19 protein-coding genes are annotated in these 25,760 nt (G+C 70.6%); 6 read left to right on the top strand and 13 right to left on the bottom strand.

What is annotated here, in order from left to right:
• Window positions 1-65: 65 nt before the first annotated feature.
• On the top strand, window positions 66-1,475 hold the full coding sequence (locus VFZ09_RS13735) for a deoxyribodipyrimidine photo-lyase (protein WP_329728005.1): 1,410 nt from the start codon (window positions 66-68) through the stop codon (window positions 1,473-1,475).
• 13 nt (window positions 1,476-1,488) lie between these two features.
• Here VFZ09_RS13735 and VFZ09_RS13730 read toward each other — a convergent pair whose 3' ends face one another.
• The 6 genes from VFZ09_RS13730 to VFZ09_RS13705 all read right to left on the bottom strand — a co-directional run bounded on the left by VFZ09_RS13730 (window position 1,489) and on the right by VFZ09_RS13705 (window position 7,209).
• Window positions 1,489-2,976 carry an NAD(P)/FAD-dependent oxidoreductase gene (locus tag VFZ09_RS13730; protein WP_329728004.1) on the bottom strand — a complete coding sequence of 496 codons (1,488 nt, stop codon included), beginning with the start codon at window positions 2,974-2,976 and terminating at the stop codon, window positions 1,489-1,491.
• Window positions 2,977-3,056: 80 nt separating this feature from the next.
• Complete coding sequence (locus VFZ09_RS13725) at window positions 3,057-4,295, bottom strand: SGNH/GDSL hydrolase family protein (protein WP_329728003.1); 1,239 nt, start codon at window positions 4,293-4,295, stop codon at window positions 3,057-3,059.
• 286 nt (window positions 4,296-4,581) lie between these two features.
• Window positions 4,582-5,139 (bottom strand): hypothetical protein, encoded by a 558-nt coding sequence (locus tag VFZ09_RS13720; RefSeq protein ID WP_329728002.1) that lies wholly within the window; start codon window positions 5,137-5,139, stop codon window positions 4,582-4,584.
• Between the two features lie 228 nt (window positions 5,140-5,367).
• Window positions 5,368-6,015, bottom strand: a complete 648-nt coding sequence (locus tag VFZ09_RS13715) for a DoxX family protein (protein ID WP_329728001.1) — start codon at window positions 6,013-6,015, stop codon at window positions 5,368-5,370.
• A gap of 108 nt (window positions 6,016-6,123) precedes the next feature.
• Window positions 6,124-6,681 carry an RNA polymerase sigma factor gene (locus VFZ09_RS13710; RefSeq protein WP_329728000.1) on the bottom strand — a complete coding sequence of 186 codons (558 nt, stop codon included), beginning with the start codon at window positions 6,679-6,681 and terminating at the stop codon, window positions 6,124-6,126.
• Window positions 6,682-6,780: 99 nt separating this feature from the next.
• Window positions 6,781-7,209 (bottom strand): response regulator, encoded by a 429-nt coding sequence (locus VFZ09_RS13705; protein WP_329727999.1) that lies wholly within the window; start codon window positions 7,207-7,209, stop codon window positions 6,781-6,783.
• 332 nt (window positions 7,210-7,541) lie between these two features.
• Here VFZ09_RS13705 and VFZ09_RS13700 point away from each other — a divergent pair, with 332 nt between their 5' ends.
• Together VFZ09_RS13700 and VFZ09_RS13695 are read left to right on the top strand one after the other, a co-directional pair.
• A complete protein-coding gene (locus VFZ09_RS13700) occupies window positions 7,542-11,612 on the top strand; it encodes a protein kinase domain-containing protein (protein WP_329727998.1) in 4,071 nt (1,356 codons plus the stop codon).
• 54 nt (window positions 11,613-11,666) lie between these two features.
• Window positions 11,667-12,152, top strand: coding sequence for a WbuC family cupin fold metalloprotein (locus tag VFZ09_RS13695; protein ID WP_329727997.1), 486 nt, complete (start codon window positions 11,667-11,669; stop codon window positions 12,150-12,152).
• A gap of 20 nt (window positions 12,153-12,172) precedes the next feature.
• Here VFZ09_RS13695 and VFZ09_RS13690 read toward each other — a convergent pair whose 3' ends face one another.
• Genes VFZ09_RS13690 through VFZ09_RS13665 form a run of 6 tightly spaced genes read right to left on the bottom strand, consistent with a single transcriptional unit; the run spans window position 12,173 to window position 19,035 of the window.
• The gene (locus tag VFZ09_RS13690) at window positions 12,173-12,643 is read right to left on the bottom strand and encodes an NUDIX hydrolase (RefSeq protein ID WP_329727996.1); all 471 of its coding nucleotides are present in this window, start codon (window positions 12,641-12,643) and stop codon (window positions 12,173-12,175) included.
• A complete protein-coding gene (locus tag VFZ09_RS13685) occupies window positions 12,640-14,085 on the bottom strand; it encodes a DUF2380 domain-containing protein (protein WP_329727995.1) in 1,446 nt (481 codons plus the stop codon). Before VFZ09_RS13685 ends, VFZ09_RS13690 begins: the two co-directional genes overlap by 4 nt.
• A 36-nt stretch (window positions 14,086-14,121) precedes the next feature.
• Window positions 14,122-15,336: a cytochrome P450 gene (locus VFZ09_RS13680; protein ID WP_329727994.1), complete on the bottom strand. Its 1,215-nt coding sequence runs from the start codon at window positions 15,334-15,336 to the stop codon at window positions 14,122-14,124.
• On the bottom strand, window positions 15,333-16,859 hold the full coding sequence (locus tag VFZ09_RS13675; protein ID WP_329727993.1) for a Dyp-type peroxidase: 1,527 nt from the start codon (window positions 16,857-16,859) through the stop codon (window positions 15,333-15,335). Before VFZ09_RS13675 ends, VFZ09_RS13680 begins: the two co-directional genes overlap by 4 nt.
• Window positions 16,841-18,127 (bottom strand): hypothetical protein, encoded by a 1,287-nt coding sequence (locus VFZ09_RS13670; protein WP_329727992.1) that lies wholly within the window; start codon window positions 18,125-18,127, stop codon window positions 16,841-16,843. Before VFZ09_RS13670 ends, VFZ09_RS13675 begins: the two co-directional genes overlap by 19 nt.
• 26 nt (window positions 18,128-18,153) lie before the next feature.
• Window positions 18,154-19,035 carry a patatin-like phospholipase family protein gene (locus tag VFZ09_RS13665; RefSeq protein WP_329727991.1) on the bottom strand — a complete coding sequence of 294 codons (882 nt, stop codon included), beginning with the start codon at window positions 19,033-19,035 and terminating at the stop codon, window positions 18,154-18,156.
• Window positions 19,036-19,364: 329 nt separating this feature from the next.
• On the opposite strand from VFZ09_RS13665, the gene VFZ09_RS13660 reads away from it, so the two are divergent.
• Both VFZ09_RS13660 and VFZ09_RS13655 read left to right on the top strand, forming a co-directional pair.
• The gene (locus VFZ09_RS13660; RefSeq protein WP_329727990.1) at window positions 19,365-23,354 is read left to right on the top strand and encodes a protein kinase domain-containing protein; all 3,990 of its coding nucleotides are present in this window, start codon (window positions 19,365-19,367) and stop codon (window positions 23,352-23,354) included.
• 42 nt (window positions 23,355-23,396) lie between these two features.
• A complete protein-coding gene (locus VFZ09_RS13655) occupies window positions 23,397-24,029 on the top strand; it encodes a sigma-70 family RNA polymerase sigma factor (RefSeq protein ID WP_329727989.1) in 633 nt (210 codons plus the stop codon).
• Window positions 24,030-24,031: 2 nt separating this feature from the next.
• Here the strand turns inward: VFZ09_RS13655 and VFZ09_RS13650 are convergent, their stop codons facing one another.
• A complete protein-coding gene (locus VFZ09_RS13650) occupies window positions 24,032-24,694 on the bottom strand; it encodes an NADPH-dependent F420 reductase (RefSeq protein WP_329727988.1) in 663 nt (220 codons plus the stop codon).
• A 68-nt stretch (window positions 24,695-24,762) separates the two neighbouring features.
• On the opposite strand from VFZ09_RS13650, the gene VFZ09_RS13645 reads away from it, so the two are divergent.
• Entirely contained in the window at window positions 24,763-25,692 is a 930-nt protein-coding gene (locus VFZ09_RS13645; protein WP_329727987.1) for a LysR family transcriptional regulator, read from the top strand.
• Window positions 25,693-25,760 lie beyond the last annotated feature (68 nt).

Here is a 25,760-nt window from a genome sequence, read left to right as displayed (position 1 = left end):
GAAGCTCCGTCACGGAGAAGGGTCATTCCTGGCCGTGGAGCGGGCGCTTCTATAGAAAGGGAGCCATGGCGAGCAGGACCATCGAAGAGAGCCGCATCCAGCAACTCAACACGCACGAGCCCAGGACCGGCGACTACATCCTCTACTGGATGCAGCAGAGCCAGCGGGCGGAGTTCAACCCGGCGCTCGAGTACGCCATCCAACGTGCCAACGAGGCGAAGCTGCCGCTGCTCGTGGGCTTCGGCCTCATGGACGGCTACCCCGAGGCCAACGTCCGTCACTACCGCTTCATGTTGGAGGGGCTCCAGGACGCACAGCGCACGCTGGCTCGCCGGAAGATTCCCCTCGTGCTCCAGCGCGGTGCTCCGGACGAGGTGGCGCTGAAGCTCGCGAAGAAGGCCGCGCTCGTGGTGTGTGACCGGGGCTACCTGCGTCACCAGAAGCTGTGGCGCAAGTCCGTGGCGGAGAAGGCCTCCTGCCCGGTGATTCAAGTCGAGGGCGACGTGGTGGTGCCGGTGGAGGCCGCCTCGGGCAAGGCCGAGTACGCCGCGCGCACCCTCCGCCCCAAAATCCACCGCCTCTGGAGCGCGTACCTCGTGGAGCTCTCGCCCACGCCGCTGAAGACGGACTCGCTGGGGCTCGGTGTCAAGGGACTCGATCTGGAGGACCTCGACGCGGTGCTGGCGAAGCTGGACCTGGACCGCACCGTGCCTCCCGTGAGCCACCGCTTCCGGGGCGGCACGAGCGAGGCGAAGCGCCTGCTGCGCAAGTTCCTCACCGAGCACCTCCCCGAGTACGAGGAGAGCCGGCCCCACCCGGAGACGACGCACGTCTCGCACATGAGCAAATACCTCCACTTCGGTCAGGTGAGCCCGGTGGAGGTGGCGCTCGCGGCGCGCGAGTCCAAGGCCGCGGACAACCAGCGCGAGAGCTTCCTCGAGGAGCTCATCGTCCGGCGCGAGCTGGCGCAGAACTTCGCCGAGTACTCGCCCCACTACGACACCTTCGCGTGCGTGCCCGATTGGGCGCGCAAGACATTGGACAAGCACCGTGGCGACGAGCGGCGCCACCCGTACTCGCGCGAGCAACTGGAGCAGGCGCGCACGCACGACCCGTACTGGAACGCCGCCACGCGGGAGATGCGCTACACGGGCTACATGCACAACGCCATGCGCATGTACTGGGGGAAGAAGATATTGGAGTGGAGCAGCACCCCCGAGCACGCCCACGCCACGACGTTGGCCCTCAACAACCGGTACTTCCTGGACGGGCGCGACGCGAACTCCTACGCGAACGTGGGCTGGCTGTTCGGCCTGCACGACCGGCCCTGGGGCGAGCGCGAGATCTTCGGCACCGTGCGCTACATGTCCTCGGGAGGCCTGGAGCGAAAGGCGGACATGGAGGCCTACCTCGAGAAGGTGGACACGCTCGTGGCCGAGGCGAAGGCCGCGGGCGTGCGCTTCGAGGGAGACTGAGCCATCCGGGGCGTCACCCGCGCGCGATGCACGCGGCGGTGCGCACGCCTCCGAGCGCCGTGGCCAGCGTGCTCTGCCCCGGGAACACCGAGTCCCCCACGAGCCACAGCCCGTCCATCACGGGCCTCGGCCCCAGGGTGCGGTAGTGGTACAGCCCGGCCCGCCGGGGCACTCCGCCCACCGCGCCCGCCTCGCGTTGCGTGAAGCGCTCGAAGGTGCGCGGGGACGCCGTCATCTCGTGCTGCAGGTTCTCCATCCACTCGGGTGCTAGGCGCCTCAATCCCTGCCGCATCCGCTCCTGGATCGTGGAGATGATGCGCGCCTGCTCCTCCTCGGGCCGCCCCGTCAGCGAGCGCAGCGGCACGTGGGTGGACACCGTGAGCGTGCGGTGTCCCGGCGGCGCCCGGCCCGTATCCGCTTCGCCGCTGAGCGAGGCGAACAGGTGGTTGCCCTCGACGAAGGGGGCCTGCTCGTTCTGCACCAGCTCCAGGTGGTGCGCACCCGGTGACGCGTCCCCGGGCGCTCGCGCCACGAGGTACAACATCACCGCGCCCCAGCCATCCGCCACCCGTCCGGCCAGCTCCCGCAGGCGTGGGGGCAGTTGCTCGGGCGGGAGGCCCAGCAGCCGCGTCAGCCCCTGGGGCAGCACGTTGGCCACCACGTGGCGCGCGAGCAGCTCGCCCCGGCGCGCCGACACCTTCCACCCTCCTGGCACGGCCTCGAGCGACTTCACCCGGTTGGTGTACAGCACCTCGCCACCCCCCGCGGTCACCGCCCCCGCGAGCGCGCTGGCCAGCCGGCCAATCCCTCCCCGCACGTGCCCGGTGCCTCGCCAGTAGTAGTCCATGGCCGCGAGCGCGAAGGGCGCCTCGGCCTCGGCGGCGGCGCACTGCACGGTAATCTGGCAGAGCGCGTCCAGGTACGTGCGCAGCGGGGTGAAGCGCAGCAGCCCGAGCCGCTCCAGGACGGAGCCCAGGGGCCGCCCCATCCAGCGCACCAGCGGGGTGTACCGCAGGGCTCGCGAGGCATGCCGCAGCAGCGCGCGCACGTCGAGCGGCGGCAGCAGCGAAGGATCATCGAACAGGGGCCACAGCGCCTGGGCCACCTGCTGTTGCAGCGTGAAGAAGCCGCGCACGGCGTCCGCGGGGGCCTCGGGGAAGGCGCACAGCTGCTCAATCAGCCGCTGGCGGTCGCGGTACACCTCCAGCCGCATGGCCGGGGTGCGCAGCTCCACCATCGGATCCAACCAGTCCACCGTCACGTCCAGCCCGAGCTGGCGCACCCACCGCCCGAAGAGCTGCTCCTCGTCGAGCCCGGAGAAGAGGGTGGCGCCCGCCTCGAAGGCGTAGCCATGCCGGCGGAAGGTGCTGGCGCAGCCTCCCGGGTAGTTGAGGGTCTCGCAGAGCGCCACACGGGCGCCCCTCCGGGTGAGCTCCAGGGCCGTGGCCAGTCCGCCGAAGCCGGAGCCCACCACCACTGCGTCGTACCAGGTGTTCGTCATGGGGCCGTGCCGGGGGTCCGGCACCGCGAGACATAACGGCCCGCCCTCCTCCTGGCGAGCCGTTCGACCTGGAGGTGCCCTCAGGGCGCCCCTTCGGCGGGCCGCAGCACGCCCGGGCCAGGTTGCACGCCTGCTTCTCGCAGCACCCGGGCCGCCTCGGTGGCCATGACGCGGTGGCCCTCGACGCTCGGGTGGATGCCGTCCACCTCCAGCCCGTCCAGGAAGAGGTGCACGTTGCCCGGCTGGCGCGTCACCGCCTCGAAGTCGATGACGTCCGGGAAGGTGGCGCGAATCCACGCGTTCAGCTCCAGCCGCTGCTGCTTCACCACCTCGTAGCTGCCGTGGTTGCTCTTCTCCTTGGGCAGGAGCGTCCCCACCCAGAGGCGGCAGAAGGGTTGCAGCCGCGACACGAGCGTGTTCATCCGCGACTTCAGGCCGCCCATGTCCAGTGCGCTCAAATCATTGGTGCCCAGCAGGACGATGCAGTCGGTGATGCCCTGGAGCGAGAGCACCTCGGCGTCCAGGTTCCGCAGCGCGTCGTAGAAGCCCTGGCCCGACACACCGGCGTTGACGATGGGCACGCCCAGCTGCGCCTGGGCCACGGAGGGCCAGGCCTGGCGCGTGTCGTCCTGCTCGTCGATGTAGCCCTCGGTGATGCTGTCCCCCAGGGCCACGAAGGCGCGGGCGGGCGGGCCCTCGACGTCCACCGTGGCCAGTCCCACGGCCCTGTCCCACGGCGTGCCCCCCAGCGGGCCCGTGACGCCCGCGTAGGCGCCCGAGCGCACATAGCTGCCCGGCAGCGCATGGATGGCGCTCACGCCCAGCGCGCCCTGCACCTCGAAGGACACGGCCAGCTCGTCGCGGAACTGCACGGGCAGCGGCACGGGGTCGGACACCACGCGCGTCCTCGCGGCCACGGAGAAGCCCGGCGTGCCGGAGAACGTCACCGCCACCGGCGCCGAGGCCAGCGAGCCATTCGGCCCCGCCAGCGCCACCGTGGCCTTGCGCAGCACCAGGCTCCCATCTCCCGCGCGGAACGCGAGCCGCACCCGCTCTCCGGCCCGGCCCACCGGCACGCGCAGGCGGAACGTCACGCCGCCCGTGCTGTAGGACCAGCGCAGCGCCTGGTGGAAGCCCGGCTGGAACATGGGCGGTGGCGGCCTCGGCTCCTCGGGTGGAGGTGGCGGCTCGACGGGCGTCACCACCACCGGAGGCTCGGGCGGCGGCGTGGGCACGTCATCGGGCACGGGCGTCTCCGTCGCGGGCGCCTCGGACGCGGGCGGCTCCACCTCGCCTCCGGTGGAATCACAGCCCGCCACGAAGAGAACCGCACACGCACATACCAGGACCCGAGTCCGTTCCCGCCAGCCCATTCAACCCCCCCTCGCGGCAGAGGGTGTGCACCGCGCGGGCCGCTGGGGAGCGGGCTTGCGTGCCACTCCGGCCCGCCCACCGCCGCTGCCCACGCTGGAGAGCAGGCGGGCGAGCGGCTCGCCCGGGGGCGGGTTGCACGGCGCGGAAACACGACGGCCCCCGCTCGCAGGGCGCGCGGAGGCCGTGGCTTCAACGGTCTGTCATGTGTCTGTCATTGCGCCGGCAGCGTGCTCACGGCAGGGCGCGGGCGATGAACTTCCACTTGCCGCTGGCCTGGGCGGTGTTGTCCAGCCACGTGGACACGCCGATGAGGCCGGCCATGGTGGCGAGGCTGAAGACGCCCAGCCAGTTGACGAGCCTGGTGGCGCTCTTCACGTCATCCGGCGCGTCATCGGCGGCCTGGCCGCCGGACTCCATGGCGATGCCGTCCTGGAGGGCGCGTTTGGCGAGGAAGCCGCCGCCGATGAGGTTGATGACACCGCTGACGAGCGTGGCGCCCATCAGGAAGTCCTTCACGAGGACCAGCTTGCGCGCGCTGGCGGAGATGGAGCGGCCGGAAATCTTGGAGCGGCCGATGAGCCAGGTGAGGGCGGTGGCGCCCAGGCCCACGGCGTTGATGATGTTGTAGCCGTTCCAGGCCGCGTTGACGATCTTCGCCCGCTCCTGCTTGTCGTTGATGAGCCGGGCCGACGGGTTGAGGGCGACACGGCCGAAGAGCGAACCGCCGAAGCCCGCCGCGAGGCCGAGGTTGTGAAGCACATAAGCGCTGGTCGTGAGAGTCGGTGTCATGGAGACCCCTCCGTGCTGCGTTGTGGTGCGGGGGTGAAACTACGCACGGGCCGTGTAACGGCTCGGTGGCCTCGGTCCCCTGCTCGGTGGGAAGCAGGGCGGGCCTGTAGCTCCTTCCTGGAGTTCCAGGTTTGAGCCGTGCGGTTGCTTCGAATACACGAGCACCCCGGCTTCCTGGCCCGCCGCTCGCCAGGAGACCAGGGCGCGGGGTGCTCGCCTGCCCGCCGCTCAGCCCTCACGCGCGGGCACGGGCACCAGCCGCGGGGCCACCGCCCGGGCCGCGGGCCGCCACAGCAGGTAGACCATGCCGGCCAGCAGGCCCAGCTCCAGCGGCAGCCGCCAGAACTGATTCATGATGGGGAAGCCCCCGAGCACCACCGGGTTGCCCTGGACCTGGCGGATGCCCACCAGCAGCGCCATCATCATGTCCACCGCCAGCGGCAGGGCGCACAGGCGGGTGATGAGCCGCGTCGCGGGCATCCACGCACCGAGGATGAGCCCCAGGCCGAGCACTATCTCCATGGTGATGACCATCGCCGCGTTGAACAGCGGGAAGGGGATGCCGAGCCCGGCGATCAACTGCGCGAAGCCCTCCACGCCCGTGTGCACGTGCAGCCCCGGCGCGCCCACGAGGATGGGCAGCGTGAAGTCGAAGGACTTCATCAGCCCGAAGAGGATGAAGATGACGCCCGTCACGCCGCGCACCTGGTAGCGGCCGGGAGTCTCGGGGACGCGCTCCAGCCAGTAGTCGCGCTTCGGGTGCTCCGCCAGCGTGCGCACCAGGCGCGGGCGCCAGCCCTGGCGGCTCCCGCCGGCGCGGGAGGAGGAGGAGGAGCTCGGGGCAACGGGATTCGTCTGACGCATGGGCGAGTTCATGGGTGTCTGTCTTTGGGCTTGGGGGTTTTACTGATTGGCAGCGGGTGCCGGCTTCATGACGCGCGGTGTGGGAATTCTTGTGCGGGGATTTTGTCTGGCTTTGGCCGCTCAGGCCGCGAGCTCTTCCGCGCGCTCCGTGGCGAGCGGCCGCAAGAGGCTCCTCAGCTCGAGCCGGGCCTGGTGCAGCCAGAAGCCCACCGTCCCCGGCGTGGTGCCGAGCCGCTTCGCGATGTCCTTGTAGCGCATGCCCGCCGTGTGTAGCTCGAAGGCCTCCCGCAGCGGGGAGCGCAGACATGAGATGGCCTGGTGCAACTCCTCCTCGGAGACGCGCTCCCAGGGGTGCCACTGGCGCGGCTCGCGCACGAGCACGGGCGCCTGCAGCAGCTCCAACGTGGGCCCCTCGTGGCTCTCCGTGCGCTGGCGCCGGCAGTGGTCCAGGAAGCGCCGCTGGAGCGTGGTGCACAACCACGCGCGGCGCGTGCCCTCGCTCCAGCCGCGCAACAGCTCGAAGTGCACCAGCGCGCGCTCCAGCGTGTCCTGCATCAGATCCTCGGGCTCCACCCCGCCGTTGCGGCAGAGCTTGTGCGCGAGCCCCCTCAACAAGGCCCTGTGCGGCGCGATGAGATCCGTGAACTCCCGGCTGATTCCAGAGTCGATGCGTGGCATGTGTGGCCTCCTGCCTGGATAGAGGGGGCCACCCCGCGAAAAGCACGCGGGCCGGAAGAATTTCTTCCGGCCCGCTCGGTCACCCGCTCTGTCCGGGCCCTACTGGCCCATGGAGCACACCTGCTCGTGCTCCCACTCCAGGTACGGACCGCGCGGCGGCGGCCCCTGCGGGTACACGCCCGAGTCCGAGAGCGCCCGGTTGACCACCTCTTCAAACTCGCTCAGCTCCGAGCACTTGGAGAGGAACGCCGTCACACCGGGCGCGTGGGGATCCGTCGCGGCGCTGTGCATGATGACGGGCACGTCACACAGCTGCTCGTCCTGCACGAGCCGCTGGCACAACTCCACCCCGCTCATCCGGGGCATCTGCCAGTCCGTCACCACGAGGTCCGGCCGCCGCGCGTGGGCGATCTCCAGCGCCTCCCTTCCATCATGTGCACGCAGCACGCGATGGTCCATCAGCTCCAACACTTCCGTGTAGAGATCGAGGAGCTCGGGTTCGTCATCAACGAGAAGAATGGTGCTCATGATTCGTCCTGTCCTTTCCGCAGGGAGGGGAGAGAGAGAGCGATCCGGGCTTCTCCAGGAAGGGAGCTCCGGTTCCCGCCTCTAACCGGTGGAGTCCACGTCTCCCTGGTGTGATGTGTGTGATTTGGTGCGCGTTGCACGGGATGGCCACTTCTCCCCGAGAAGGGCCCGCCTGCTCCGTTGCTGGACGCGGAGGGGTCCGCCGTCAAGGCCAGCCAGCCGGGCGGGAATGACGGTGGAAAGGCGACGTCTCCCCCTCCCCGCCGGGTGGGCGCGTTGCCCGGCCTTCTGGGCGCCCCTAGTTTTCATCGAGAGGGGCGGGGGGAAGCACCATGGGACGCAATGGCGCGCGGGACGGCCAGGAGCCGGGGGCTCCCCATGGGGAGGACGCCGAGGCCGGACTCGAGGAGGGGCTCGAGGAGGGGCTGGAGCTCGATGGCGACTTCGACTTCGACGACGAGCTGGACTTCGGCGATTCGTTCCTGAACGAGGTGTTGAGCTCCGACGTGCCCACGCCGTTCCGCCGGCTGCTGCCGGGAGACCGGCTGGGAGGCGCGGACGGGCGCCGGTTCGAGATTCTCGAGTCGCTGGGCGAGGGCGCCATGGGCCAGGTCTTCCGGGCCCAGGACGAGGAGCTGCAGCGCGTGGTGGCCCTCAAGTTCCTCTTCCCGCGCGAGGAGCTGGCCGGCATGGGGCTGCGGGAGGCCCGGGCCATCGCGCGGCTGGACCACGAGAACATCGTCCGCATCTTCGACGTGTCGGAGTGGAGCGGGGGGCCCGGCGAGCCCACCGTCCCCTTCCTCGTCATGGAATGTCTCGGGGGCGAGTCGCTCGCGGACCTGGTGCGCCGGGAGCGCAGTCTGCCGCTGACGCGCACGCTGGAAATCATGCGCGACGTGGCCGCGGGCCTGGCGCACGCGCACGAGCATCAAATCGTCCACCGCGACCTCAAGCCGAGCAACGTCTTCATCACCCGCCAGGGCACGGTGAAGCTGCTGGACTTCGGACTGGCGTGGTTGGCGCCCGCGCCGGGCCTGGCCTCCGAGCAGCCGGAGCTGCCCACGGCCGGCACGCCGCCCTACATGGCCCCGGAGCAGTGGCGCGGGGAGAAGGTGGACGCGCGCACCGACATCTGGGCCGCGGGCGTCATGCTGTACGAGCTGCTCACCGGAGAGCTGCCCTATCCTCACCTGATGGTGGGCGAGCTGCGCGCGAAGGTGCTCTCCCTGGAGCCGGTGCCCTCGCCGCGCGAGCGCAACCCGGAGCTGCCCTGGGAGCTGGAGTCGCTGCTGTCCGTGCTGCTGGAGAAGGACCCCGAGAAGCGCCTGCTGCCGGCCGAGGAGCTGCGCGAGGAGCTGCGCGAGCTGGAGGAGAACCTGCGGCCGGGCCGGGCGCCGCAGCGCTCGACGGCCCCGCAGCGCCGGCAGGTGACGCTGCTGCACTGCCATGTGACGGGGCTCAGCGCGCTGGCCGAGGCGCTGGACCCGGAGGACTTCGGCGAGCTGGAGGCGGCCTTCCACCGCTCGGCCTCCGAGGCCATTCAAGGCCATGGGGGCTTCATCACCCTGTGCCTGGGAGACGAGGTGCTGGCGTGCTTCGGCTACCCGGTGGCGAAGGAGGGCGACGCGGAGTGCGCGGTGCGGGCGGGGCTGGAGCTGCCCCCGGTGGTGCTCGCGGCGCTCCAGGCGCGGTTGCCGCCGGGGACGTCCGCGGAGCTGGCGGTGCGGGTGGGCGTCGACACGGACCCGGTGGTGCTGGACGACATCCTCCCGGAGCTTCGGGGGCACACGCCCACCATCCAGGGCGAGGCGCCGCGCATCGCCGCGTGGCTGGCGCGGCAGGCCGGGCCGGGCGAGGTGGTGGTGGGCCCCAGCACCCACAGCCTGGTGCGGCGCGCCTTCGACACCCGGCCGCTCGGTGCCCGGGCCTTCGACGGGCGGCGCACCCTCGAGGTGCACCAGGTGCTGGGCCGCTCGCGCGCGGCCGGCACCCGGTTGCCCACGGGCGAGTTGAGCCCGCTGGTGGGCCGCGAGGAGGAGCTGGGGCAGTTGCTCGCCGCCTGGGCGCGGGCCCGCGAGGGGCATGGCGGCTACGTGCTGCTGTGCGGCGAGGCCGGCATCGGCAAGTCCCGCCTCATCCAGGAGCTGCGCGAGCGGGTGCTGCCGGACAAGCCCATCCTCCTGCGGCTCCAGTGCTGGCACCAGTACAGCACCAGCGCCCTGCACCCCGTCATCGAGATGCTGCAGCGCGTATGGTTGAGCCCGGAGCGCTCGCCCCAGGAGAACCTGCGCGCGGTGGAGCGGCACCTGGAGAAGCGGGGCCTGACGCCCATGCAGGTGCGCTTGCTGGCCTCGCTGGTGTCGCTGCCGGTGCGGGAGGACTCGCCGCACCTGCGCTTCACCCCCCAGCGGCAGAAGGACGAGACGCTGGCGGCCCTGGCCACCCTGTTGATGGAGAACGCGGGCGAGCGTCCGGTGCTGGTGATGGTGGAGGATCTGCACTGGGCGGACCCGTCCACGCTGCAGCTGCTGAGCTTCCTGATTGGCTTCGTGGAGCGGGCGAGCCTGCTCTTCGTCCTCAGTGCCCGCCCCGAGTTCCGCCCGCCCTGGGCCCAGCACGCGGCCTTCCAGCGCATCCCCCTGGAGCGGCTGTCCGCGTCCCGCACCGAGCAGCTGGTGAGGGAGGTGACGCGGGGCCAGGAGCTGCCCGCGGACGTGGTGGCGCAGCTGGTGGAGCGCACGGACGGCATTCCGCTCTTCGTGGAGGAGATGACGCGGGTGATGTTGGAGGGCGGGGCGTCGGCCTCCATCCCCGTCACCCTGCAGGAGCTGTTGCTGGCCCGGCTGGACTCGCTGCCGCGCCGGCAGAAGCAGCTGGCGCAGCTGTGCGCGGTGGTGGGGCGCAGCTTCTCCTCGGCGCTGCTCGCGCAGTTGACGGGGCTCCGGGGCACGGTGCTGCGCAGGGACCTGGCGGGGTTGATGGCCGCGGGGCTGCTCCAGGCGCGGGACGACGAGTCCGAGCCCGGCTACCAGTTCCGCCACGCCCTCATCCAGGAGGCCGCCTACCAGTCGCTGCCCCGGAGCGCGCGGCGGCAGTACCACCAGCGCATCGCCCAATCCCTGAGCACGCACTTCCCCGCGGTGGCGGAGACGCGGCCGGAGCTGCTGGCCCACCACTACACCGAGGCCGGGGAGCTGAAGCTGGCCATCCACTACTGGAAGCTGGCGGGGATGCGGGCGAGCCAGCGCTCGGCGAACGAGGAAGCGGTGAGCCACCTGTCGCAGGCGTTGAAGCTGCTGCGCAACCTGCCGGATGCCCCGGTGCTGACGCGCGACGAGCTGCAACTGCTCATCGCCCTGGGCATGCCGCTGGTGCAGGTGCAGGGCTACCGCTCGCCCGAGGTGGAGCGCACGTACACACGGGTGCAGGCCCTCTTCCGCGAGGTGGGCGAGGAGCTGCCCCGCCTGGAGCTGAGCTTCTGGGGCTCCTTCGCGTACTACTTCGCGCGGGGCAAGTCGCACGACTCGCACGAGGTGGCCGAGCTGCTGGTGAAGCTGGGCGAGCGCCAGCACAAGCCGGAGCTGCTCGCCATGGGGCACCGGATGATGGCCACGGACCTGTTCACCTGGGGGCAGGTGGACACCGCGCTGAAGCACCTGGAGCAGGCGTTGGCGGTGCCGGAGGTGAGCCTCGAGCAGCACCGGGCGCTCGCCATCCGGCAGTGGGTGAACCCGCGCGTGGGCGCACTGGCGTACGCGACGCTGCCGCTCTCGGTGTCCGGACAGGAGGAGCGGGCCGAGCGCTTCACCCGCGAGGCGCTGGAGCTGGCGGGCCGCATCGGCCACCCGCACACGACGGCGCTCGCGCTGACGTACTGCGCCATCGGCAGCCAGTTGCGGTGGGATGCGCGCACGACGCTGGGCCTGGTCGAGCAATGCATTCCGCTCGCGCGCGAGCACCGCTTCCTCTTGTGGTACCTGTGGCCCGCGGCGATGCGGGGGTGGGCCCTGGCCGAGCTGGGACGGCCGCAGGAGGGGTTGGTGCAGATGCGGCAGGTGCTGGAGGGGTGGCAGCGCTCGGGCATCGTCGCGGGGATGCACCACAACCTGGGGATGCTGGCCCACATCCACTTGAGGCTGGGACAGGCGCAGGAGGGACTGGCCGCGGTGGACGAGGCGCTCACGTGGCCGGCGGTGACGGAGGAGTATTCGTACCTGCCGGAGCTGCACCGCGTCCGGGGCGAGCTGCTGCGGCTGGCGGGCCGCGAGGACGAGGCGCGTGCGGCGTTCCTCGAGGCCATCCGCTTCGCGCGGGAGCACGGGATGCGGGTCTATGAGCAACGGGCCCAGGCGAGTCTGCGCCGCCTGGGAGGACAGGAAGCGCCCCACCCGCCGCATCCGTGAGGGAGGCGAGGTGCGGGCTGGCCGGCGGAGCGCACCTGTGCTCCGCTCGGGGCCATGAGCGCTTCCTACCGACGTGCCCTGGATGCCCCGGAAGGGGAGCTGGTGGTCCTCCGCCGCCGCATCATCCAACCGTTCCACAAGAGCGACGCGGATCCGCTGCACCGGATGTTCAACGTCGTCCAGCCGGACAGCTACGTGCGGCCGCACCGGCACCTGGAGCCGCCCAAGGCCGAGGCGTGGATATTGTTGCGCGGGGCGCTGGCCTTCTTCACCTTCGAGGACGATGGGCGCGTGCGCGACTGTCTGTCATTGGAGGCGGGGGGCGAGCACTTCGGGGTGGACCTCGCTCCGGGCATCTTCCACGGGCTGGTGGCCCTGGCGCCGGACACCGTCATCTACGAGGTGAAGAACGGGCCGTACGCACCGGCCCATGACAAGGCTTTCGCGCCCTGGGCGCCCGCGGAGGGCACACCGGAGGCCCCGGCCTACCTCGAGTCCCTGCGCGAGGAGTTCCGGCGGAGGTACCCGGAGCGCCGGTGAACGGGGCGGAGCTCCGCTGCTCAGGCTTCCTCATCGGGCAGGAGTGTGAGCAGCAACTCGTCGTCGGGGCCGAGCGGGCGCCAACCGGCCGGAGGCGGCGTGGCGAGGAGCGCTGTCCTGACCTGTCTGGCGCGCTCCTTGTGGTTTTCCGGAGTGTAGGCAATCCACGAGCCGAGCGCTTCGGCAACCTTGAATCGGTTCGCGTCGTCCAGCACGGACGGCCAGCCGTCAGGGACGCTCTGGGACCACAGGCGTGTGAATACATCGCGCACAAAACGCGTGAGCTGTTTGCGCCGCTCCGCCTCGGCGAGCAGCCCGTTCAATACTTGCACACCCGCGACATCATCCTTGCCGAGTTCCTCAGCCAGCAAGTGTAGCGGGACAGCAGGGCGTGCATCCGCGAAGGCGGTGAGCGAATCGTAGCCGCGCTCGCGGACCCGCTCATACAGGCGTACCTTCCAGTTGCCCTGCCAGGACTGCCCGTCGCTCATCGCCCCCTCCACGGGAGGAACTTCATGGGGATGTCGTAGTCCTTCATTCGCTTCGCGACTGTTCCCAGAATCTCATGTTGCGTCAACATCCGGCCGGCCGTCGTCTCGGCTTCGAGCAGTGTCTCCATGATCATCCGGTTCCATTCACCAGGCCATAGGCGCCCCAGCTTCCAGTTCCCACCGCCGTGGATGGCTTGATGGTGTGCCTGCTCCAGCTTGACGCAAAACTGGTCGATGCTCATCTCGCCGGTGAAGCCGCGCTTCTCGAACCACTCTCGGAACTCCTTGGGCAGGACGTGGTGTCGCGGTGGCTCGGCCATGCCTGCCCCCGTTCTACCCGTCACCCGCATGCCCCGTACTTCGGGGCTGTCGCCCAGCGCCTCGCGCACGCCGCGCGGTAGCTCGTCGTGTGCTTCGGCCATCAATACCTGGCCGGCCTGAATCCGCACCGCCGCGCTCACGGTTGGCAGCGAGAGGACACCCGCCCGCACCAGCCGCCGCATCATCTCCACCCACTCGGCGGAGACGACGATGCGTGTGCCCATCATCACCCCGTCGCCGCCCATCACCATGCCCACTCCCAGGGTCACGGGGACCGACGGTCCCAGCCGAGGCAGCGAGAACTTCATCGCCGACACCATGGTCACCATCTCCATGAGCTGCGCCAGCGCCATCACCTTCTGGATATTCCGCAGCCCCGAGTGGAGGCGCTGCGCCGTCACGTTGAATTCGCCGGACAGGTGGCCCATCAGCGCGGGCAGGTCCTGCGCCGCTGCATCCACCTGCCCTGGCTCTTGCGAGGCCAGTGCGGTCATGGCCGGTTCCACCATCTTCTGCCAGCGGTCCATCTCCACGAACAGCGTCTCCAACGAGTTGTAGCCGTGCTTGAAGGCCACATCGAGCAGGTGGAGGACGTCCACCCAGGCCGCCAGCAGCAGCGAGCCCAACATGGCGGCCTCGAGCCGTGGGCCCGCCATGCGCAGCAGTGCCAGCTGCATCTCCTCCTCTTCGACCTCCGAGGCCGTGTGGGCCAGCCGGGTGGCGGTGGCGAGCTCGGTTTCCATCCACCGCAGCTGGCGCTGGCCGTACTCCACATGGGGCAGGAAGAGGCCCGCCCCCTTTCCCGCGATGCCCCAGTGGCTCTTCTCCAGCCTGGAGAGCTCACTGGAGAGGTGGCGGAGGGTGCCGGCCACTTCGCCCAGTGCACCGCGAAACGCCAGGTGGGCCGCGAGGGCGTTGGCCTCTGCGGTCTCCTCCGCACGGCCAGGGCCCACCGCCACGCTCGCGCCTTGCTGATGGTTCCCGGCCCATGAAGGCGCGTCGGCCTCGCCGTGCGCGTAGCGTAGGTTCATCCCTCTGCCGGGCAGTGGTGTCAGCGAGGCGCAGCCGGTGGACAGCAGGAGCAGCAGCGACAGCACCGTCACCTTCGAGCGCGACGTCATCAGGGCCTCCCATGGAGGCCCGCCACTCTAGCGAGGTCAGCCCGCGTCGAACTCCACCACCAGCCGGTCCGGGAAGGGGCCCTCGAATCGCATCCGTCCCTCGCCGCCCGGCGCGCGCCGCAGGTTGCGCAGCCGCAGCAGGCACCCGAGCACCTCGGGCAGGACGATGTGATTGAGGCGCTCCCCGTAGCAGGTGTGCTGGCCCCGGCCGAAGTGCATGTAGCCCTGGGGCGGTCGCTCCACCCGGAACTCGTCCGGGTGCTGCATCACCTCCGGATCGAACATCGCCGAAATCGTCGAGGCGATGACGAGCGTGCCCTTCGGAATCCGCATCTCCCTGTCCGTGCCCCTCGCGAGCACGTAGTCCTCGTGGCACGTGCGCAGCAGGATGGGGTTGTGCGGGTCGAACCGCAGCGCCTCGAAGGCATGGGCCGCCACCCGTGCCGTGTCCCCCGCCCGGGCCGCGCTCCCGGCCTCTCCCAGTGCCTCGGGACGCTCCAGCAGCTCGTTGACGAGCTGGGTCAGCGCCTTGGAGCTGGTATCCACCGCGCCGACGATGATGCCGCCCACGTTGCGCCTCACCGCGTCGTCGTCCAGGCGCGTGGCCTCGTCCTCCTGCATGCGCAGCAGCCGCGTGAGGAAGTCGTCACGGCCCTCGGTGGCCAGCCCGGCCTTCCGCTGGGCGATGAGGCCCTCCATGTATGTCTTCAGCTCCGCGCTGGCCGCCTTCGCCCGCGCCGTGACGTCCGCGTCGTTGCCCGGGTTGAGGAAGATGTCCCAGAAGATGATGCGCATCCACCGCTTCATCGTCTCCACATCCGGCCCCGGCACACCGAAGAAGCGGTCCACCATCCCCACCGCCACCGGGCGCACGAGCCCGTTCACCACGTCCAGCCTCCCCGTGGGACGCGCCTGGGCGATGAGCTGCCCTGCATGCTCGCGCACCATGCTCCGGATGCGCTCCAGGTCCTCCGGACGCACGGCCCTCCGGGAGAGCGAGGCCTCCCGCTGGTACTGGGGCGTGTTCTCCATGCCCAGGAAGAAGGCCCCCGTGGTGCGCTCCATGCGCTCGGCGTAGATCTCCGTGACCCCGAAGACCGCGTCTGTCTTCAGCACCTCGTTCACGTCCTCGGCCCGCGTCACCAGCGCCCGCTTGCCCAGCATGAGGTTGGGGTGGTGTCTGCGCAGGAATCCAAACACCGCCCGCTGCGTGTCCGCGCCGGTGAGCCACCGGACGAATCGGGAGCTCATCGCGCGCGCTCCGAGCCCAGGTACCGCAGTGCCTTGATGCCAGGCATGAAGAAGTAGTCGCCGCCCCGCATGTGCACGAACCGCGGCAGGCCGGAGATGCGCTGGCGCACCGGGAAGCCGGGGACCACGGCGGTGTAGTTCTTCGGATCATCCCCCGGGTACTCGGGATCGTAGTTGTCTCCGGCGATGGGATCCTTGCTGTCGTACAGGTCGTTGAACTTGGGGTTGTTCATCCACGTCTGCTGGATGAACTCGAACTGGCGCCCGAGGTTGGTGTTGAGCGCCACGAACATCAGCCCCTGCTCCTGTTCTCCACCGGGCAGCGCGTCGCGATAGGGCCGGCCCCGGCGGATGATGAGGTGGCGGGCCGTCAGCTGGATGGACTTCTGGGGATCCTCGACGAGCGTGTCCCGGGGATTCGCGCGGCGCACGTGCGAGCTGAGGGGACACTTCGTCCCATACGGGTCCTCCCGGAACTCGAAGTGGTTGTTGCGCGTGGCGTCCCCGCCCAGCTTCGGATCGTCCTTCATCGGGCACAGCGCCAGCGGCGCGCCACTCTTCCACCTACCCATCAGCTTCGCGGCCAGCAACTCCTTGCTCGCCTCGTTCTCCTCCACGCTCCTGCCCGGGACGCGGCTGTTCTCCTCGACGAACTTCCAGAAGCCCTTCACGTCCTGGCGCAGCTTGCGGATGACCAGGTAGGTGCCGTTGCGTCCCAGGTCCTTGGGCCGGGGCTCTCCGGGCACCCTCTGCGAGCGGGGCACCTCGGGCAGCAGGTCGCGGGGATCCTGAGCGCGCGGCACCCGGGGCGAGAAGGGGTACTGGCCGTACGCGTTCGGGTAGCCGAGGATGAACTCCCCCGCGTTGACGGGCAGGCCGAGCGCATCCGCCGTGCGCGTGGTGGGCACGCCCTTGATGTAGGGGAACGAGATGCCGTCCCGGAAGCCGAACGGCTCCGTGTCTCCCTGGCGCATGTCGGCGTCCTGGAGGAACACCTCCTCCAGGGCGTCCTGGTAGCGCTCGCGGTGCGAGGCGTGGAAGACATCCAGGTCCGCGTCGTCCCGGCCGAACAGCACCAGCACCACGTGGGGCGCCGTCGCGTCCGTGCCGCCGAACTGCCACTTCTCCGGCGCGCTCCCGCCCAGGTCGCCCAGGATGCGCGCGCGGCGCCGGTCCCTCATCCCCTCGCGGAACTCCTGCAGGAAGGTGGTCATCACCTCCGAGGGCACGCCCAGGTGCTCCAGTCCCGAGGCCGTGAAGGCCACCTGGAGCGCGTGCTTGCCCTTGGTCTCCGAGAGCCCGGGATGCCGCTTGCCGCTCGCGGTGCTGACCTCCTTGCGCTCCACCAGCGTGCGCAGCCACGCCCGTGCGCGCGCGCCGTCCTTCACCCGGAGGAACACATACCGCGAGTACTTCAGGTGCCCGTGTCCGAAGAAGACGAGCCCTTGAATGTCCTCGAACTCGAGTGTCTCGCCCGGCACCGCCGCCGTGTGGGAACCGGATGTCACAGTTTGAGCAGCCATTGCTCCGCCTCCTGGGATTTGAGCTGGGCCTTGAGCTGCGCGCACACCGCCACGTTCTGCAGGATGTTGCGGACGCTCTCGTCGGGGTGGGCGCTGAACCAGACCTGGGTGTAGAGCTGGTGGTCGCGCGTCCACTGCTTGAACTCCTCTTCGTGGGTGGCGCCCTGGCCGAAGAGCAGCCGGGTCTTCGGATAGCCGCGCGTGTTGCTCCACACGCCGGTGAGCCCCACGGCCGCCCGGTCGATGAAGTCCCCCAGGTAGCGCTCCCAGCTCCCGTCGTAGTTGCTGAAGAAGAGCAGGCGCCGGCCCCCGTCGATGATGACCCAGCGCGCGAAGTGGATGCTGGGGATGCCGCCCAGGTTTCCGCGGTTGTAGTAGTGGCGTGCCAGGAAATCGATTCCCCCCAGCACCGCGCGCAGCGTGCGCTGGCGGAACCAGCCCGGGCGCACCTCCACCAGGTGGGTGAGCTGGTTCTGGACCATGTAGTCCTCCTGCCCCTCCACGCGCGGGTCCACCACGTCCTCCATCTTGGGCTCCGCCTCGTCCCGGGACTCCTTCCACATCAGCAGCAGGGTCGCCGGCACGAGCACGGGCAACAGCAGCAGGCCCACGGGAATGCCCACCGCCAGCTGCACGCGGCGCGAGTCCATGAGGCGCCCGACGAACCGGTCCAACAGGCTCGGCTTGGGCGCGGGGTCGCGCTCCAGCTTCAGCCCGGGCACGGTGGCCAGGTACTTCTGGATCTCCTGGCAGAGCTGCTCCGGCTGCAGGCCGCGGAGGGTGGCCGCCCGCTTCGGGTCGTCGAGGAAGTCCTGGATGGCCCGCCGCGCCCGGGTGTTCTCCCGCACGTCCTGGACGCCGTGGTTCGGATAGCCCCGGTAGAAGGCGGCGCAGGGGAGCTGGTGGTTCTTCAGGAAGCGCTTGAAGGACTCGACGCTGCCCGCCACGTCCGCGGGACAGCCCGCGCAGTAGCCGTAGATGCGCGCCAGCACCGGCCCGCCCACCCGGATGAGCTCCTCCAGGTGCGCGTCCAGCGGACCGTCGTAATTGCTCTCGAAGGCGAGCTGCGGCGGGTAGTGGCGCTCTCCCTCGTTGTCCGCGGGCAGGATGACCCAGCGCAGGAAGTGCACCGTGGTGAGCCGGGCGAAGCCGATGTGGCGGCCCGTCTTGTTGTCGATGTCCTCGCCGATCTCACTCAGCAGGGCGTCGAGCTCCTTCTCCTTGTCGGGCTGGATGGGGGTAACGACAGTCAAGGCATTGCTGGACATGGATACGCTCCAGGGCGGATGGAGGCTCACGCGGCCGAATGTGACGCGGCGTAGCGCTCCAGGTAGGCCCGCGTGGCCTGCTCGCCCTGTTGCATGAGGGCCAGCTTCTGCTCGCGGGTGATGCCGAACTCCGTGGGCTTGAGGCCCAGGTCGTTGATGCGGATGCTCCGCGCCAGGTTGGCGGGGCTGTTCATCAAATCAATCTCCTGCGAGCTGAGCAGCGAGGCGAAGAACGACCCGGCGAAGTCGTGCAGGGTGTGGATGGGGTCCGGCTTCGGCTGATCGAACGTGTCCAGGAAGAGGCCGAGCGTCCGCGCGTCGTAGCCCTCCGGCCCATCGAAGAGGTCGATGGGGTAGTTCCACATCACGCCGCCATCGACGTAGACCTCGCCCTGGAACTCGCGGCTGGCGAAGAAGAAGGGAATGGACATGGAGATGCGGACTGCGTCCGCGACGGCCATGTCCTGGCTGCGCTCGTCGGGGAAGACGCGCACGTTGCGTGCCGACAGGCTGGTGCCCACCACGTGCAGGGGTTTGAAGCCGCGCTCGCGCAGCTGGGCGAAGGTGATGCGCCCATCCCCCGTCTTCCGGGCGATGACCTCCTCCATTCTCGCGAGGAAGTAGTCCCCCGGGTTCCACCCATGGCGGTTGAGCACACGCGCGGGCCCGGTGAGCCAGTTGCCATCGCGGATGCGGGCGAAGTCCAGCGCCAGCATCTCCTGGCGGATTTCCTCCGGGGTGAAGCCCAGGCTCACCTGGGTGGCGATGATGGAGCCGGAAGATGTGCCCGCCACCTGCTCCACCTGCCGGAAGACGCCGGAGTCCTCCAGGGCGAGCAGCGCGCCCGCGTAGGCGCAATTGCGGACCCCGGCCCCCTCGAAGACGAGATTCTTGAATGGAAATGTCACGCCCATAGCCCTCGTGCCACAGCGGATTCCCGCGGGTAGAAGGCCCTCGCCGCCGGTGTGACGCAGGGGGGCTCCTGCCCTGGGGGGCCCCTTGCGGTGCTTCGCCTGGATGCCCAGGGAGCGGAGAGGGGAGCGGCGTCACTTCGCCGCATCACGAACGCGGCGCCGTTGCTCCGCCTCCACAGGTACGTCGAAGGAACGAGCCGGGTACCAGCCCTGGACAGAGCACCTGCCCTCCTGGCCCGTTGCATTGCCCGGTGACCATGGGACCCGTAACTTCATCCAGCAAGGCCTTGCATCGCGAGGGCCCGTCGACCGGGGAGCAGCGAATGCGTGAGGAGTCCGGTCACAACCCCAGGGACGGCCACCCGCGCTCGGCGGGGGGAGCGCTCTCCGATGGCTCGGACTTCGGCGACTCCTTCCTCAAGGAGGTGGCGCAGGAGCCGCTTCCGTTCCGCAAGCCCGCTCCCGGCGAGCGCCTGGGCGGTTCGGACGGCCGCCGCTTCGAGGTCGTCTCGGAGCTGGGTGGGGGGGCCATGGGGCTGGTGTTCCGCGCCCGGGACGAGGAATTGCAGCGCGAGGTGGCCCTCAAGTTCATCCTCCCGCGCGCGGGCCGGGGCGGGCAGTGGCTCATCTCCATGCTGCGCCAGGAGGCGCGGGCCATCGCGCAGCTGGACCACGAGAACATCGTCCGCATCTTCGACGTGGCCGAGTGGGTGGGCGCGCCCTGGGAGCCGCGCATTCCCTTCCTCGTCATGGAGTGTCTGGAGGGCGAGTCGCTCGGCGTGCTGCTCCAGCGCGAGCACCGGCTGAGCGTGCGGCAGGCGGTGGAGATCATGGGCGCGGTGGCCGCGGGGCTGGCGCACGCGCACGGCCGCCACATCGTCCACCGCGACCTCAAGCCCAGCAACGTCTTCCTCACGCGCCAGGGCACGGTGAAGCTGCTCGACTTCGGCCTCGCGTGGCTGACGTCCACCAGCAACTCGCCGCTGCCCTTCCTGCCCACCGCGGGCACGCCTCCCTATATGTCCCCGGAGCAGTGGCGCGGTGGGGCGCAGGACGAGCGCACGGACCTCTGGTCCGCCGGCGTCGTGCTGTACGAGATGCTCACCGGCGAGCTGCCCTATCCGAGCGCCACGCTCGAGGAGTTGCGCGACCAGGTGGTGTCTTCCGAGCCCGCGCCCCACGTCCGCGCCCGGCGTCCGGACGTGCCGGAGGAGGTGGATGCGCTGGTGGCCGCCGCCCTGGCCAAGGCGCCCCCGGAGCGCCCGCGCTCCGCCGCCGTGCTGCGCGACCGCCTGCGCGGGTTGGAGGAGCGCCTGGGGCCGTGGCGCGAGGAGCCGCGCTCGCTGGTCCCCCAGCGCCGGCAGGTGACCCTGGTGTCCTGCCGGCTCGCCCGCTCGGGAGAGCAGGCGGGCGAGCTGGACCCCGAGGACTTCAGCGAGCTGGAGGCCAGCTTCCAGAAGAGCTGCTCGGAGGTCATCCAGCGGTACGGTGGCTCCATCACCACCTGCGTGGGAGACGAGGTGCTGGCCTGCTTCGGCTACCCGGTGGCGCGGGAGGAGGACTCGGAGCGCGCGGTGCTCGCCGGCATGCGTCTGGCCGCCTCGCTGCCGGTGCGGGTGGGCATCCATACCGAGACGGTGGTGTTCGACGACAGCCTTCCGGAGCTGCGCGGGCGCACGCCCACCATCCAGGGCGAGGCCCCGCGCATCGCCTCGTGGCTGGCGCGCCGGTCCGGCTCCGGCACGGTGGTGCTCAGCCACGCCACGCACACCCTGGTGCAGCCGGCCTTCGAGTCCGAGGCGCTCGGCGCGCGCACCTTCGAGGGCGTGTCCGGGGAGCGCCACGTGGAGGCCTGGCGCGTGACGCGCGCGCGCAAGGCGGTGTTCCGCTTCGATCGCGCGCTGGCCACCGGTCCGCTCTCGCCCCTGGTGGGCCGGGAGGACGAGCTGCGCCAGTTGCTCGGCGCCTGGGAGCGGGCAGTGGAGGGCCGGGGCTCCTTCGTGCTCGTCGCGGGTGAGGCCGGCATCGGCAAGTCGCGGCTCATCCAGGAGCTCCGCCTCCGGGTGCCCGCCGCCACGCGCATCCGCCTGCGCTGCCAGTGCTGGAGCCAGTTCTCCAACAGCGCCTTCCACCCGCTCATCGAGATGTTGCAGCACCTCTTCCGCCTGGACGCGGAGGGCTCGCCTGGCGACAACCTGGCCCGGCTGGAGGCGCACCTGGGGACGTTCGGCCTGGAGCCGGAGCGCATGGCCCTCATCGCCGCCTTCCTCTCGCTGCCGGTGAAGGAGAACCTGCCCATCCTCCAGCTGTCGCCGGAGCATCAGAAGGAGCGCACCTTCGAGGCCCTGACGGAGCTGCTCTCGCGCATGGCCCGGTCGCGCCCGGTGCTCGCCGTGGTGGAGGATCTCCACTGGGCGGATCCCTCCACGCTGGAGCTGCTCGACTACCTGCTGGGCCGGGTGGAGAAGGCGCGCGTCCTGCTCCTGCTGAGCGCCCGTCCGGGCTTCCGGCACACCTGGCCCGTCGCGGGCCCGCTGCTCCGGGTGGAATTGGAGCGGCTGCCGGCGCCGCTCACCGCCACGCTGGTGCAGGCGGCGGCCGGGGAGCGGGCGCTGCCGCGGGAGACGGTGCTGCAGCTCGTGGAGAAGACGGACGGCATTCCCCTCTTCGTGGAGGAGATGACGCGCATGGTGGCCGGAGGCGGCGTCCTGCCCTCCATCCCCATCACCCTGCACGAGTTGTTGCTGGCGCGGCTGGACATGCTGCCGCCGGGACAGAAGGCGCTGGCCCAGCTGTGCGCGGTGGTGGGGCGCGTCTTCTCGCATGCGTTGATGGCCACGCTCACCCGGCGGGACGCCGCCTCGCTGCGCGCGGACCTGGAGGAGCTGGTGGCCTCGGGTCTGCTCCAGCACGAGGCCGAGGAGGACGGGCCCGGCTACCAGTTCCGCCACGCGCTCATCCAGGACGCGGCCTACCAGTCGCTGCTGCGCGGCACCCGGCGGCAGCACCACCGGCGCATCGCCCAGGCGCTGCTGGAGCGCTTCCCCGAGGTGGTGGAGACACAGCCCGAGGTGCTCGCCCACCACTACACCGAGGCGGGCAACCACGACCTGGCCATTCCGTATTGGATGAAGGCCGGCCTCCGCGCCAGCCTGCGCTCGGCCAACCTGGAGGCGGTGAGCCACCTGCGGCACGGGTTGAAGCTGCTGGGGGCCCAGCCCGATGCCGGCCAGCGCATTCCACAGGAGCTGCAGCTGCTCATCGCCCTGGGCATGGCCCTGTCGCAGGTGCAGGGCTACCGCTCGCCCGAGGTGAAGCGCACGTATGCCCGGGTCGGCGAGCTCTTCCCCCTGGTGGGGGACGCGCTGCCGGACCTGGAGCTGCCCTACTGGGGGCCCTTCGCCTACTACTTCGCCCGTGCCGAGTACCGGCTGTCGCACCAGTTGGCCGAGCAGCTGGTGGATCTCGGCTCACGCAAGCGCAACCCGGAGCTGCTCACCCTGGGCTACCGGATGATGGCCGCCGACTTCTTCGCCTGGGGCCAGCTGCACACCGCGCGCGAGTACGTGGAGCGGGCGCTGGCGTGCTCGGACTTCACCCTGGAGCAGCACCGGGTGCTGGCCGAGAAGCACTGGGTGGACCCCACGGCGGTGGCGCTCATCCACGCCGCCCTCATCCACGCGGTGCTCGGCCAGCCGGAGCGCTCGCTCCAGTACCGCCGCGAGGCGCTGGAGCTGGCCGGGCGCATCGGCCACGCGAACACCCGGGCCTATACGATGCTCTACGCCGCCCTGTCCTGCCAGGTGCGCGGGGACGCGCGCGGCACGCTCGCGTTGGCCGAGGAGTGCCATGCCCTCGCGCGCGAGCACTGGTTGCGGTTGTTCATCGAGTGGTCCGGCCTGCTGCGCGGCTGGGCGTGGGCCCGGCTGGGGCAGCCCGGCAAGGGGTTGGAGCAGATGCGCGAGTTCCTCGGCCGGTGGCGGATGACGGGCCTGCGCGCGGGCATGCCGCACAACCTCGGGTTGTTGGCCGAAGTGCACCTGGGCCTGGGCGAGTCCCGCGAGGCCTTGGTCGCGGTGCACGAGGGGCTGCGGTGGGTGGAGGCGGTGGGCGAGCGCTCCTACGAGGCGGAGTTGCACCGGATGGGTGCCCGGGCCCACGGGGCGCTGGGCCACGCGCGGGAGGCCCACGCCAGCCTGCTCGAGGCGGTGCGCATCGCGCGCGAGCAGGGGGCGGGGGAGTTCGAGCGGCATGCGCTGCGGGCGCTCGAGCGGCCGCCGGGTCCGGGCGCGGAGCTTCCGGGGCTGGTGTGAGGGGGAGTGTTGGATAACGAGAGGCAGCGAGGGAGAGCCACCATGCAGTTGGAAGAGCGCGAGAAGCTGGAGCAGGACATCCAGGGACTGTGCAAGCGGGGAGACCTGGCCGGGGCCGTGGAGCGGGCGCTGGAGGGGTATGGGCAGGAGATCATGCGGTTGATGGCCTCCGTGCTGCATGACTACGAGCGGAGCCGCGATGCCTTCAGCCTCTTCAGCGAGAACCTCCTGCGCGGGCTCTCGGGCTTCCGTTGGGAGAGCTCCTTCCGGACGTGGGCCTACCGGCTGGCCCGCAACGCCTGTTACCAGGTGATGCACGCGCCGGCCGGGCGGGAGCAGCCGGTGACCATGTCCAAGCTGCCGGACGCGGAGATCAAGCCGCGCTCGGAGACGCGGCCCTGGCAGCGCACCTCGGTGAAGGAGCGGTTCCGCGCGCTGCGCGAGAGCCTGGAGCCCCAGGAGCGCATGTTGTTGCTCCTGCGGGTGGACCAGCGCCTGTCGTGGGAGGAGGTGGCGCGCGTCATGTCCGAGGGCGAGGAGCCCCTGACGGACTCGGCGCTCAAGCGCAAGGCGGCGGCGTTGCGCCAGCAATTCCAGCGCATCAAGACGCACCTGCGCTCGCTCGCCCAGGAGGAGGGGCTCATCGCCGAGGAGGACTCCTCGACGCACGCGTAGGCTCAGCCGCGCTTGAGCAGCTTGAAGGCCACGTGACGGCCCTGGCCTCCCTTCATGGCCAGGTGGATCCACAGGACGGCCAGGCTCTCCAGCAGCGCGGCGTTGCGCAGCGGGCCCGCGTCCACCGGCGTGAAGCCCGCCTTCGTGGCGATGGCCGACACCAGCGCCTTGGCCTCCGCGTCGTCCCCGGCGAGCTGCACGTCCACGGACGTGTCCCCCACGCGCGGCTCGAGGTGGAACTCGGCGCCGAAGGTGGAGAAGCCCTTCACCACGCGCAGCCCCGGGAAGGCCTGGGCCAGCGTCGCCGCCACCGAGCCCTGGGCCGTGGGCGTCAGCCGGGGCCCGTCGTTGCCAAAGGCCACGGGGTTGGTGCAGTCCACCAGCACCTTGCCCTTCACGTCTCCCAGCGAGCGCACGGCCTCCTCCGCGGCCGGGGCCGGCACCGCCAGGAAGATGACGTCCGCCCACTGCGCCGCCGCGGACACGCTCGAGGCCTCGGCCCGGCCCTGGCACTTCGCCAGCACCTCCTTCACATCCGAGCCCTCCCTCACGCCGAAGCGGAGGGGGTAGCCGTGTCCGGCGAGGTTGATGCCCAGGCTGGTGCCGACGTTGCCGGCGCCGATGATCGCGATTTTCGGAGTGGGGTTCATGGGAGTGGGGTTCATGGTGCACGCAACATAGCGGCCACGAGCATCTTGTGTGCTGCAGTGTTGGCATGGGATGGCTGCATCCCATGCAGCTTCCCGCCATCGACACCAACCTCCTCGTGGTGCTGGACGCGCTCCTCCAGGAGGGGCACGTCGGCCGCGCGTCCAAGCGGCTCGCGCTCAGTCCTTCCGCCACCAGCCATGCCCTGGCGCGTCTGCGCGAGTTGATGGGAGATCCCCTGCTCGTGCGGGCCGGGCGCCAGCTCGTGCTCACGCCGCGGGCCGCCGCCCTGGCGCCCCAGGTGCGTCAGCTCATGGAGCAGATGCAGCGGCTCCTCCAGCCGCCCGAGGCCTTCCAGCCCACGAAGCTGGAGCGCGCCTTCCGCCTGCTCACCACGGACCACATCGAGCTCGTGCTGCTGCGGCGGTTGGATCCCCTGCTCGCGGCCGAGGCGCCGAGGGTGCTCCTCCACAGCCGTCCCATCGGGCCGGACGCGGTGGAGGAGCTGAGGGCGGACCGGGCGGACGTGGCCTTCGGGGTGTTCCCCGAGCTGCCCGACGACATCGCCAGCGAGGCGCTCTTCAAGGACCGGTTCGTCACGCTCGTGCGCGAGGGGCACCCGGCGCTCGCGCGGCCCCTGACGCTCAAGCGCTTCGCGGAGCTGGAGCACGTGCTCGTCGCCCCGCGCGGCACGCCCACGTCGCGGGTGGATACGCTGCTGGCGGAGAAGGGACTGAAGCGGCGGGTGGTGCGCACGGTGGGCACCTTCCTCGCCGCTCCCTTCCTGGTGGCTCAATCCGACTACGTCGTCACCATGTCGGCGCGGGTGGCCGAGTCGCTGGCGCCGCTGCTGCACCTGCGCATCCTCGAGTCACCCGTCTCCTACGAGTACACGCTGGCGCAGATCTGGCACCGCCGGCTGGACCGGGACCCCGCCCATGTCTGGTTTCGGGGCCTCACGGCGCGGGTGGCCTCGGAGCTGCCTCGCCTGCGCCTGTTCAACGGGGCCTCCTGAGGCCCAGGTACCGGGGGGCGGGACCCCCGGTTGATTTCCGCGTCAATCCCGGGGGAGCATCCGCTTCC

Origin of the sequence: Archangium sp. (assembly GCF_036277355.1) — a bacterium.
Classification (GTDB): domain Bacteria; phylum Myxococcota; class Myxococcia; order Myxococcales; family Myxococcaceae; genus Archangium.
Note: the sequence above shows the minus strand (reverse complement) of the source record. Positions and strands in the feature narration are given on the sequence as shown.